Below are 10,987 nucleotides of genomic sequence, written 5' to 3'. Positions count from 1 at the left end.
GATAATACGTTCTCCTACAATACCAGTACCAATAACCGCAAATGTTGTTTGATTCATATCGCTCACTCCTTCGTATAGTTTTTGCTTCTATTTAAGGTCTTAAGAAGTATTTATCAAAAAAGTTGTTTATATGTGTAACTTTTTAGGGTAAAGAACTAACAAATAATTTAAGACAATCAAAGGAGGAAATAACATGTTAAAAACAGAAACTTGGTGGGAACCTATCTTTTCAGGAAACTTAAGCCTAGGTATCAATAAGGAACGTTTAGCTGAATTAGAAGAAGAATCCTTCATCTACTTCAATGAAATTGAACAAATTGAAACGACGGAACAATAAATTTGAATATAGAATTTCGATTCCAACCTACATAAGACCGCTTCCCCTTCAAGAAGATGACGGAGAAGCTGTCTTTTTTTGTTCGAATAAATAGAACATGCCGTAATATACAAAAGCGCTTACTACAGCTAGTATCGCAATGATGGTAAATGTCCAAAAGAAGCCGAACCAAACTGTTAGTGGAATGGATAATGGGGCAATCATTCGGCCAATTGTGTAACGTAGACTAGCAGCCGCAAAATACTGGCCTCGCATATGTTCTGGTGCCAATTTTGAAATAAAGCTTTGCTGCAAGCCTACAATCATTAACTCACCAAATGTAAAGATTGCCATCGCCAAAAGAAAAATCCAAAATAAATCAAACAGAGAAAAAACAATCATGGCCAATGCATACAAGATGGATGATATGAAGAAAATGTTTTTCTCTTTAAACGACGCAACAAACCGTGTAACAGCAACTGTCAACAAAGCTACAAGTAATCCATTCTCTGAAATAAGTACACTAAAGGCAAGTTCACCTGTAAGCTTTATATCTGTTCCAAACCAAGTTCCCAAAGATTGATTTCCGATTACTTCCTTAATATATACCGGTAGCAGTAAATCCAATTGCATAAACGTTTGTGCACTTAGTATTCCTGCAATAATGAAAAGCAGAAACAATTTGTCGTTCAGAATCACACCGTAATCTTTCACTTGTTTTTGGATGGCATGCATAAATCCACGTGGTGCCCCTTGTGCATCATCATCTGAACGAACTGGTTTCGTCTCTTCAGTAAATTTAATGAGGATCCATGCCAGTAATAAACATACGAGACCTGCGGTTACCATCAATCCGAATCTATAGCTAAAAAAGAAAATCCCTCCAAGAATCGGTCCAATAACAACAGCAATATTTATGGAAGTATAAAAAACGGCAAAGACATCACTACGGTGCTCTTCTGGTACTACATCTGCTACCATAGCCTGACTTGCTGGCCAATAGAGAGAGCCAAACATACTTGCGATAGTGAATGCGATAAATCCTAAGCTAGGTGAATCTAAAATAGGTGAATTTGCAAGTGCAAACAGGAAAAACGCGCCCCCTTGACCAAACGAGGATAAGACCATCATCGTTCTTCGACCAAACTGATCAGCACAATAGCCTCCCGCTAAATTGGCTCCTACTGAAAACACTTGCGATAAGATAAGCAATAAACCGGCAGTAGTTTTACCAAACTCCTCTGCAAAATAAATGGCAAGGAAAGGGAAAAACATCCAAAACGTAATGTTCATAAACGCTTCTCCTATTAACCTTGCTCTCAAACTTCGATCCCAATCTCTAATTCTCATGATGTCTACTCCCCAAGATCATTATCTGATATTTCATAAAATTATTGTATCATTGGGACCCATTAAATAGACATACATAATTCGACTGAATGACAGAATTTACTCAATACTTCTCCATAAATAAAGCGATGCGTAGCTTAAATAAGGAGACCATTCCGGAAAATGCGAAGAAATTTCCGCAGCTTTCGGTTTATCTGCTGTTCCCCAAATTTTTTTCAATGCATTTTGCAAACCGATATCTGCAAGTGGAAATAAATTAGGTCTGCCCAATCCGAAAAGCAAAAAACTTCCCGCTGTCCATGGGCCGATTCCACGATATTTCACTAGAGTCTCAATAATTGTTTCATCATCTTGATAAGAAAGTGATTCGAGATCCAATTCTCCGTTTGCAATCGCTTTTGAAACACCGATTACATATTCTGCTTTTCTCGTACTGAATTGCAATTTCCGCAGATCTTCAACTTGAAGTTCCCCTACTGCAGAAGGATCAGGATACACCCATACTCCTTCCACTTGTTCGCCGAATGTATGAACAAATCGCTCTGTTAATGTATGTGCAAAGGATAAATTCAGCTGCTGGTGAATAATGCTTTTCATTAAGGTCGCATACAACGAAAATTCCCGAATGATGGGTGTCCCCCGGTGTTCTTCAAATAGTAAAGCAAGGTTCGTTTTTGCAAAGTGTTCATGAATAGGTTCTAGGGAACGGTCGAAATGAAAAATTTCTTTGATTTTCTGGATTTCTTTATCGTCTTCAAGTCCTATTATTTTGAATACAGGCTYATCGGTTGTACCAAAGGCTTGAACTTTATAAATTTTGCGCTCTTCAGTTGGCACCATTACATATCGCTTTTCTTTGTTTAAAGAAATTAATGGGTCCATTGATAATCGATCGAGCACACGCTCGAAATTATAAGGGAAATCTAAATGAATAGTTTCTGTCATAGTCGTTTCCTTCCTGTTCGGTTATATTTAGTACATACATTTTGACAGTAAGAATCTAGGGATATAAATGAAAAAATGGTTGTGGCTCCTTCTCGTTCCAGTTCTCTTCGCAGGCTGTGATGTGAGTTCGAATTCTACTGATAAATCAACCAGTGCAAACGATACGATTCCAGTCGAATTGATTGCTGTCATTGATGGAGACACCATTAAAGTAAAGTATAACGGAAAGATAGAAACTGTCAGGTATTTATTAATCGATACTCCCGAAGTAAGACACCAAACACTTGGGAATCAGCCTTTTGGTGACGAAGCGAGTGAACGCAATGAACAGTTACTGAAGAATGTTGCTGTGTCTCTCAAATTTGATGAAGGAGACCGATATGATGATTACGAACGTCTTTTGGCATATGTTTATGCAGATGGACAATCCGTCCAAGAAATATTGCTATCCGAAGGGCTTGCTCGTGTTGCCTATATTTTCCCTCCAAATGATCGTTATGTAGATGCTTACAAAGAAGCCGAAGCAATTGCCCGTAAAAACAATTTGGGAGTATGGGAATATAAAAACTATGTAACCAAAAGAGGATTCGATGAAACAAAAGTTGAAGAAGAAAAACAGAAGTAAATAAACATCCGAGCGAATGCTTAATTAAAGGCAATATCAATCGTGAAAACAAGAAAATTTATCACATACCAACAGGAAAATATTATGAACAAACAAAACCAGAAAAATGGTTTTGTTCAGAGCAGCAAGCATTGGATGCAGGATTTAAAAAATCTGGGGAATAAGTAAAGGAGAAATGAATATGCAAGTACTTGTCTTAAGGTTTGATTACAAACTTTCCACAAAATTAGAGCATGATAGCAAAGACTTACACTTAGCTTCAAGACGGGGCAATGAAACGCAAATGCCTCCACATATTAGCCTGTTTTCTTTTGAAAAGATCAATCCGGCGACATTAAAAGAACAAGTAAACAAATGGATAGAACAACAAAAACAACTAGACATTTCATTTTCTTCATTAGGTTTCTTCAAACAGAATGGTACTTTTTTTGTAGCTTCCGTCGTTACAAAAGAATTGGAGAAGTTTCATCGGGAATTATTTTCATTAATTTCGCATTTACATACGAATGAAATATCTCCCTACCTGCCAGGTAAATGGGTTCCTCATTCATCACTGATTAACAAAGTGCCTCTCACAGCGTGGGGTCCGCTTTTCCAGAGAGCCAGCTTAGCGTTTGAACCACAATCAGGCAAGGCGGTCGCGCTGGAATGCTGGTCGATTGTAAATGGATATGCACAAACTGAATGGACATATTTTTTAAAGTAAATTATTCGCATATTTCTTTATTAGGTCATTGACTATTAGCCTATGAACGATATAATAGAATTTGTCCTAGTAAAAACGATCTTGTAGCTCAGCTGGGAGAGCGCCACCTTGACAGGGTGGAGGTCGCTGGTTCGAGCCCAGTCGGGATCATACGCTTAAAACGCCTGTAAACGTTGCTATATCAATGTTTACAGGCGTTTCTTTTTAGTGAACCATCTTCCCAAAAATAAACGTAAGTGATCGAATAATCATCCAAAGTCCTAGTAAAACTGTAGAAGCTGAAATCTTCTATCAATGGAGATGAAGAAGCCCCTTATATGCTTGTTTCATAAGATCCAGAAGATGAAACTTATAACTTTGTATATGAAGGTGCGATGTTAAAACCCATTCAATAATGTAGCAAAAAAAGAACACCGATTATATATCGATGTTTACAAAAAACGCCTAAAACCTTTATATATCAAGGGTTTTAGGCGTTACAAGAATTTTGGGTTTGCGTTAAAACGGTACATGCGGAGCATACCTGTAAATACAGAAAGCTAACGTCTTTTCTCAGACGTTAGCTTTTTTCTTTTTTCTTATTCAACTAAAGCACCCGTTAGTTGAATTACACAATTAAGAAAATCTCTAAAATGTATCAGTTACTATCGTGATGTTTGAAATTCAAATTTTAAAGGTCTTAAAAATAATTCTTCTAATGTTTCTTTTGCATTTTTGTCCTCGAATAATATCTCATGTAAAGCATTGCATATTGGAAGTTCAACTTCATACTGCATAGATAGTTCTTTTATTGCCTTAACTGTAGAAACACCTTCTGCTAATTTCTCAAACCGTTCTCCTTCAACAAATGCTTGTCCGAATTTTCTGTTATGACTATGTTTTGAAAACAATGTTGCTTCGTAATCTCCGAGATGGCTCAATCCATATATGGTCAGATCATTTCCTCCCATTGCTTTTACTAGCCGGGAAATTTCCCCTGTCCCCCTTGCCATGAGTGAACCCTTTAAACTGCTGTAATTTAATCCATCTAGCATTCCTGCTGCTATACCCATAACATTTTTTGCAGCTGCACCAATTTCATTTCCAATAAGATCTTCTCCATAATAAAACCTAATCAAATCACTGTTAAACTCTCGAGCAAGCTTTTTAGTTATTTCAATATTTTCCGACCCTATTACCATACAATTTGGGATATTATTCACATAATCTTGTACGTGTCCAGGACCAACCCATACGGCCAAATTCACATTCTTACCAACCTCTTCACCAAATACTTTAGAGAGCCTTTTCCCAGTCGCAGCCTCTATACCCTTCATACATAATACGAATGTCTTCTCATGTATTTCATGTAAAGTTCTTAGTTGTTGTGCAAAAGGACGTAATTCTTGAGCACTTATAGAAATAATTATTATATCAGCAGATGATACTGCTTTTTCTAATGAACTACTGAGTTCTATTTCTTTTGGTAATAAAAGATAATCATTTTTTCTTGTTTCTTTTAAACTACTATAATTTCTGGAGCTTTCTCGCCCCCATAACATTACATTGTGTCCAACCTTATGAACATACCAAGCCAGGAAAGTTCCCCAACGGCCACATCCTAAAACCGAAATTCTCATTATTTTATCTTCCTCATTTATTATTTGTATTTCGAAACAAAAATGTCGATGTATTTTGTTTATCACAACTTCCACACCGATACTATCTTTTCCTTCTTCAACTAACCTGCCCCGTTAGTACAATAAGTTCAACAAAAAAAGCGTTTCCTTCTTGGATCAATGCACGCGTTAGCTTAATAAGCTCACTCTATTTCTCGTTCATATTTAATTCGTTCAAACACTTCTTTGGGCTTTAAATCATAGCCTGTTGCTCTCTTTCCACTCCAATTCCCCCCAACATATAGACCATCTCCTTCAAGACCCGTTAACCATCTGATAAGAAAATCATCTAATGTGATTTCGTGTATTTGAAATTCATTATATTCAGGAACGTTTTTTATAATTTTTTCAGCTCTTGATTTTAACGACCAGAATGGCATTGTTGTTTCACCACTGAGATTCGTAAATGAGGGAAAACCTTGTTCATCTTTTATTGCCCATACTTTTTGATGCTGCAATATCTCCTTTATAAAACCACGATATTGTGCTGATGCTTGGCTCATTAGAACACCTCAATTATATTAATTTTTCTAGAGATTATTCACTTCTTATTGAACTAACCTGCCCCGTTAGTTGAAGAAGAAAAAGGCTTCACTCTTTACTGAAGTAAAGCACCCGTTAGTTGAAGAAGAACTAAAGGTCTCTACTCTTGATTAAAATGCAATAACTTATCTAATGGTATATTTGATTCTTTAAAACCATATTTCGTTAACATCATTAGTTCTATCGCTTTTTCAGGGTTCTCTTGATAAATCTTTATAATTACTTCACAATGTGCCAATGCTAAGTGTTCTGTAAGCATTTGTGCAAATTCACGCAGTATTTCTTTATGTTCATCTTTAACAGCYTCWTCAGAGAAATATGTAGCAGAGACATAGTWTGCACGCTGGTCATCTTCTTCATAAATTAAATCTGGAATTTCAAAATCATCAAATGTGGCAGGGCGAAATTCATCTAAAATGGCTAAAGAATAATGTTGGTCGCCAATTCGAACATCCCACACTTCAAAGTCCCTTAATCTAATTTTACGTTCAAAATAATCAATCATACTTATACGTCCCCTTTCAATTTATTTTAATGCTGATAATCAATCAAAATTACATCTTCTTATTCAACTATTCTCCCCCGTTAGTTCTATAAGAAAAAGGGCTGTTTAAACAGCCCAATGATCTTTAACTAAAGCACCGGTTAATGACGGTCTAGTCTTGAATGAAAGAAGGCATACAGAATGACAAGAACTTTAGTTGAAAGGCAAAGAGTATTCTTGAGGGACTTCGATTTCTTTAAAGTTCATAAATCATTACCTTTCTTATCATGCATCCTCTTATCTATACAACCAACTATTACACAACTAGATTCTACTCCATATAATTTTCGATTTTGTAATTGTATGTATTTTTCATATTCACAGTAAACTTTATCGTCAGAAGTTGCATAGGAAAGAAGAGCTTTCTCTACCGTTGTGAACTAACCCTTAATTACGGACACTTAAATAAAAGGTACCCTGCAATTATGCAGCGATCAGATGACCCCGGTATTGTGCTGGAGTCATCTTTTTTAGATTCCATTGCTTACGTCTTGTATTGTAATGTTCCAAGAAGAATTGACTGGAACAATATTTCTGTTTCATCTAATCTCCAAGTGTTCTGAAAAAAATTACTCTAATGTTAGTCTCAAGAGAGCGAACCTTTCGAGTAAATCATGCTCTAATATGTACTATTCAACATAAAAAACTTGTGAACTCCCAACCTCCAGACAATACAACCTTCCACCATAAGCACAGCCGCCATCAATTCCAATGATATTATTATCCCCAAAGTATACTTCGCTGCTTTCGTGCAAATACTTTGTCGGTGTATGTCCGAATACAACGGTCTTTACTCCCTTGTATCCCTTGTGGAACTCCTCACGAATCCACACTAATGTATGAGGTTCTGACGACTTTATTGGTGTTTCTGGATCAACTCCTGCATGAACAAAGATGTGGGTTTCTGTTTCATAGTAGTATGGAAACTCTTTTAGTATTTCAATATGTGTGCGGATGTCATCATTCATTTGAATAGGCTCAGGCATTTCGTCGGTCGTAAACCAATACTCAGCATCGTCCTTTTCAATGTCATAGTAGTAATTTTGAAGCGTTTTTATTCCGCCATTGTAATACCATCTTTTCAAGTTCATCAGATCACCATGAAAAGCATCTATCATCATCTTTTCATGATTGCCAATTAAAGCAATCGCTCCCTCGCATTTCAGCTGAATGACTTTATCTAAAACAGCTTTTGAATGGGACCCCCGATCTACAAAATCACCTAATAAAAGTAACTGGTCTCTGTCTTTGTCATATTGAACAAGCTCCAAAAGTCTCTCGAACTTTTCTATATCACCATGAATATCACTTATGGCAAGCATTCGTTTCAACTGCCTCACATCCTTATTAACTGTTAGAATAGTTTGTTTTTATTATTCTATCATATTTATAAATGGACTAAAATTTATTCTCATGTGAAGATATTCATGAGTATATAAACATTACATAGAAATTAATTGATACTGTTATATACTGTTTCACTTAAGGAAGATTTTCTTAAAGACCAAATTTTCCTTTTCTATTGTTGGCTCATTAACCAACGAAAAAATTCATCTCTTAATACTCCCTTACATCTTCCAATTTTTATAAGTAGAAAATCTATTCTTTTCATCACCTCGTATGTATTGGGTTTAGAAATTTTCAGGATTGAACTAATCTCTTTTGCTGTTAATACAAGAGGGTATGACTCAATTTCTTCTTTCTTCATTAAATATCACTCTTAACACTTCTTGTTATAAGTCCATTTTCTGTGAGCTGATTAATTCCCTCTTCAAGTTTCCTCTCCCACTCCTCTATTAATGCTAAAGATTCTTTACGTTTCTGTTCTAAGTCGCGTTTATATTCCAATAAAAAACCTCCTAAAGAATTTTCTTCTTTAGGAGGCTTTCTAAACTATCCATTTTCTTTTCCTTCGGTCACTTTTTTGTCCAAAGAAAATAAATTTTCAACAGTACCATTGTCATAGGTCCCAATAACCATAATTTACAAAATAGTAACATAATTATACATTCTCTTAATTTAGTTTCTATAAAAACCATAAATTCCTTTTGTATGATTAAAGTAGAAATACATAAATCGATTAGGAGGATTCATTATGATGACAAAATATCAAAGACGAAAAGCAGTATCGTTCATTTTGACTGTTGCTTGTGCCATTGTTGCTCTTTCTGGTTTCGGACAAAACTCCTTTGCCGATGAAACCGAGTTCCCACGCGGAGAATCGGTTGACGTTAAGGTAATGTCTTATAACATTCATCACGGTGAAGGGACAGATAAGGTTTTGGATTTGGAACGGATTGCTCAGGTTATTGAAAACTCGGAGGCAGATATCATTGGCTTGCAGGAAGTGGACAATCATTGGTCTAGTCGCAGCAACTTCGAAGACCAGGCAAATTGGCTGGCAAAACGGCTTGGCATGTTTTATGTGTATGGAGCAAACCTTGATAATGCACCATTAATCGAAGGGGAACCGCGCAGCCAGTATGGGACAGCGATTTTAAGCAAATATCCAATCTTAGATTCTGAAAACCACAAACTTACGAAAATTGGAAACACGGAGCAGAGAGGCCTGCTAGAGGCGACGATCAATGTTAAAGGAAATCAAGTTCACTTTTATAATACTCACCTAGCGCTGACTTCCGCAGAACGCGAAATCCAGATTCGGGAAGTCAATGAACTTGCTGGGCAAGTTAAAGGACCTAAAATTATCATGGGAGATTTAAACGCAAAACCGAAAAGCCCGGAAATGCAGCTGATGATTTCCAATTTTAGTGATGCTTTTGCTGATCAACCTGCAGCTTACACTTATTCTTCTATAAACCCTACTGTGAGAATCGACTATATTTTCACAACCGATAATATCGAAACAGTCAATGCCGAGGTGATTCAAACTTTAGCTTCTGATCATCTCCCAGTGACCGCTGTTATCAAACTTGAACGAAACGAGCCATTTAATAATGGACAAAAGTAGATGGGTGACAGCTTACTATTTCCGGTAAGAATTTTGGATTTTTGAGCATAGGAAACACTTTATGCACTTAAGAGCTAAACATTCACTATAAGCCAGACAGGAATACTATGAATGAATTCTCTCTTCTCGGATCTGAATTAGAAAACTACCTTGCATTAAAGGCTCCGGCACCTAAGCCGATTTCCCCTGATCCCAGAAGAGAGATACATTATTTTTTTGGTTATGCAGCTAAAGCGTTGTCATAGGTATTGGGATTACGCAGCTTTTTCTTTAAATRAAGTTGCCGACTCATAAGAGACGGAGAGTAAGCAATGGACAATTTACTAGATTGAAGGGTGTGTAGAGGTGAGAAAGTTCGTTTTATGGAATATGATGCTCTTATTCATTATTACGATAACGTTGTGTCCTGTTAACGCATCAGCTCACACAGATAACAGCGAGGGATATTCAAACATCACGCTGGATCGAGACAAGCTGAATGTAGAGCTTTATTTGGACTATTTTGAGCTTGGAAGGTTGATAGATTTCGAGGTTAATCCAGGTTCCTCTAAGGACCAATTGACAAAGGCATTGGAAGATAAACAGGATGCTGTAACGGAATACCTGGACTCCCATTTTCAACTATTCACGGATGGAGCTAAATCAGAAGGAATGATAAAGGCAACAGAGGTTGTAAAAAGAACGAACCGAGATTATGCCAAAATCATGCTTGAGTTCCCCCGCCCTGCCAAAGAGAAATCGATCCAAATTCAGTACAGCGTCTTTTTTGACGATAATGACCCCATGCACAGGAACATCGCAACCTATAACTTGGATAAAGCAAAAGGACAATTTGTTTTTCATGGGGGTGAACGGGAACTGCAAATCGGCAAGGAAACCATCATCGGTCAAATCATTCGGTTTATTCAACTCGGATTCCACCATATTATGATCGGGTATGACCATATCCTGTTTGTGATCGCTCTTTTACTCGGTACGCGCCGATTTTCAGATATTCTCAAAATTATTACTGTGTTTACTTTAGCCCACAGTATTACACTAGGCCTCACTGCCTTAAAGCTAATCAATCTCCCTTCCGAGATTATAGAGCCTCTCATTGCGTTAAGTATTGCATTCGTCGCCCTGGAACATTTCTTCGGATTCTCTACGAAGCTCCGTTTTGCCGTCGTATTTGGCTTTGGACTGATCCATGGGGTGGGATTTGCCGGTGCATTACAGCTGTCAAATGATGTAACCTGGCGTTCGCTTTTGTCCATTTTTTCTTTTAACGTCGGTGTTGAAGTAGGACAAGCACTGATCATCATTCTGCTATTTCCCATTCTTCTTTAT

14 protein-coding genes and 1 tRNA gene are annotated in these 10,987 nt (G+C 36.9%); 7 read left to right on the top strand and 8 right to left on the bottom strand.

The window, feature by feature from the left end; translation table 11 throughout:
• Positions 1-193 precede the first annotated feature (193 nt).
• Complete coding sequence (locus tag AC1DSB_RS07810) at positions 194-337, top strand: hypothetical protein (protein WP_016427895.1); 144 nt, start codon at positions 194-196, stop codon at positions 335-337.
• 48 nt (positions 338-385) lie between these two features.
• Here AC1DSB_RS07810 and AC1DSB_RS07805 read toward each other — a convergent pair whose 3' ends face one another.
• Together AC1DSB_RS07805 and AC1DSB_RS07800 are read right to left on the bottom strand one after the other, a co-directional pair.
• On the bottom strand, positions 386-1,666 hold the full coding sequence (locus tag AC1DSB_RS07805) for an MDR family MFS transporter (RefSeq protein ID WP_477531838.1): 1,281 nt from the start codon (positions 1,664-1,666) through the stop codon (positions 386-388).
• 99 nt (positions 1,667-1,765) lie between these two features.
• Complete coding sequence (locus AC1DSB_RS07800; RefSeq protein WP_477586333.1) at positions 1,766-2,611, bottom strand: DNA-3-methyladenine glycosylase family protein; 846 nt, start codon at positions 2,609-2,611, stop codon at positions 1,766-1,768.
• A gap of 67 nt (positions 2,612-2,678) precedes the next feature.
• On the opposite strand from AC1DSB_RS07800, the gene AC1DSB_RS07795 reads away from it, so the two are divergent.
• The 4 genes from AC1DSB_RS07795 to AC1DSB_RS07780 all read left to right on the top strand — a co-directional run bounded on the left by AC1DSB_RS07795 (position 2,679) and on the right by AC1DSB_RS07780 (position 4,092).
• On the top strand, positions 2,679-3,236 hold the full coding sequence (locus AC1DSB_RS07795; protein WP_477531840.1) for a thermonuclease family protein: 558 nt from the start codon (positions 2,679-2,681) through the stop codon (positions 3,234-3,236).
• A 23-nt stretch (positions 3,237-3,259) separates the two neighbouring features.
• Complete coding sequence (locus AC1DSB_RS07790) at positions 3,260-3,400, top strand: sunset domain-containing protein (protein WP_477586335.1); 141 nt, start codon at positions 3,260-3,262, stop codon at positions 3,398-3,400.
• A 17-nt stretch (positions 3,401-3,417) separates the two neighbouring features.
• Positions 3,418-3,942, top strand: coding sequence for a 2'-5' RNA ligase family protein (locus tag AC1DSB_RS07785; RefSeq protein ID WP_477531841.1), 525 nt, complete (start codon positions 3,418-3,420; stop codon positions 3,940-3,942).
• A 77-nt stretch (positions 3,943-4,019) separates the two neighbouring features.
• Positions 4,020-4,092, top strand: a tRNA-Val gene (locus AC1DSB_RS07780).
• Between the two features lie 494 nt (positions 4,093-4,586).
• Here the strand turns inward: AC1DSB_RS07780 and AC1DSB_RS07775 are convergent.
• From AC1DSB_RS07775 to AC1DSB_RS07750, 6 genes are all read right to left on the bottom strand, one after another.
• Positions 4,587-5,561, bottom strand: coding sequence for an NAD(P)H-dependent glycerol-3-phosphate dehydrogenase (locus tag AC1DSB_RS07775; RefSeq protein WP_477586331.1), 975 nt, complete (start codon positions 5,559-5,561; stop codon positions 4,587-4,589).
• A gap of 182 nt (positions 5,562-5,743) precedes the next feature.
• Positions 5,744-6,103: a DUF2750 domain-containing protein gene (locus AC1DSB_RS07770; RefSeq protein WP_477531843.1), complete on the bottom strand. Its 360-nt coding sequence runs from the start codon at positions 6,101-6,103 to the stop codon at positions 5,744-5,746.
• A 140-nt stretch (positions 6,104-6,243) separates the two neighbouring features.
• Positions 6,244-6,648: a hypothetical protein gene (locus tag AC1DSB_RS07765; protein WP_477586329.1), complete on the bottom strand. Its 405-nt coding sequence runs from the start codon at positions 6,646-6,648 to the stop codon at positions 6,244-6,246.
• A gap of 668 nt (positions 6,649-7,316) precedes the next feature.
• Positions 7,317-8,018, bottom strand: coding sequence for a metallophosphoesterase family protein (locus tag AC1DSB_RS07760; RefSeq protein WP_477531845.1), 702 nt, complete (start codon positions 8,016-8,018; stop codon positions 7,317-7,319).
• Positions 8,019-8,206: 188 nt separating this feature from the next.
• Entirely contained in the window at positions 8,207-8,395 is a 189-nt protein-coding gene (locus AC1DSB_RS07755) for a MerR family transcriptional regulator (protein ID WP_016427903.1), read from the bottom strand.
• Positions 8,395-8,535: a hypothetical protein gene (locus AC1DSB_RS07750; RefSeq protein ID WP_477531846.1), complete on the bottom strand. Its 141-nt coding sequence runs from the start codon at positions 8,533-8,535 to the stop codon at positions 8,395-8,397. The genes AC1DSB_RS07755 and AC1DSB_RS07750 overlap by 1 nt, the downstream gene beginning before the upstream one ends.
• Positions 8,536-8,782: 247 nt before the next feature.
• On the opposite strand from AC1DSB_RS07750, the gene AC1DSB_RS07745 reads away from it, so the two are divergent.
• The gene (locus AC1DSB_RS07745) at positions 8,783-9,658 is read left to right on the top strand and encodes an endonuclease/exonuclease/phosphatase family protein (protein WP_477531847.1); all 876 of its coding nucleotides are present in this window, start codon (positions 8,783-8,785) and stop codon (positions 9,656-9,658) included.
• A gap of 345 nt (positions 9,659-10,003) precedes the next feature.
• The coding region (locus AC1DSB_RS07740) for a DUF6702 family protein (RefSeq protein ID WP_477586327.1) at positions 10,004-10,987 on the top strand (984 nt) is incomplete at its 3' end.

The organism is Paenisporosarcina sp. P4_E4_2, assembly GCF_056401595.1.
Note: the sequence above shows the minus strand (reverse complement) of the source record. Positions and strands in the feature narration are given on the sequence as shown.

Excerpts from the sequence above, each read along its gene's own strand:
- AC1DSB_RS07810 (WP_016427895.1), top strand. The coding sequence starts at position 194 with ATGTTAAAAACAGAAACTTGGTGGGAACCTATCTTTTCAGGAAACTTA.
- AC1DSB_RS07805 (WP_477531838.1), bottom strand. The coding sequence starts at position 1,666 with ATGAGAATTAGAGATTGGGATCGAAGTTTGAGAGCAAGGTTAATAGGA.
- AC1DSB_RS07795 (WP_477531840.1), top strand. The coding sequence starts at position 2,679 with ATGAAAAAATGGTTGTGGCTCCTTCTCGTTCCAGTTCTCTTCGCAGGC.
- AC1DSB_RS07785 (WP_477531841.1), top strand. The coding sequence starts at position 3,418 with ATGCAAGTACTTGTCTTAAGGTTTGATTACAAACTTTCCACAAAATTA.
- AC1DSB_RS07775 (WP_477586331.1), bottom strand. The coding sequence starts at position 5,561 with ATGAGAATTTCGGTTTTAGGATGTGGCCGTTGGGGAACTTTCCTGGCT.
- AC1DSB_RS07770 (WP_477531843.1), bottom strand. The coding sequence starts at position 6,103 with ATGAGCCAAGCATCAGCACAATATCGTGGTTTTATAAAGGAGATATTG.
- AC1DSB_RS07755 (WP_016427903.1), bottom strand. The coding sequence starts at position 8,395 with ATGAAGAAAGAAGAAATTGAGTCATACCCTCTTGTATTAACAGCAAAA.
- AC1DSB_RS07745 (WP_477531847.1), top strand. The coding sequence starts at position 8,783 with ATGATGACAAAATATCAAAGACGAAAAGCAGTATCGTTCATTTTGACT.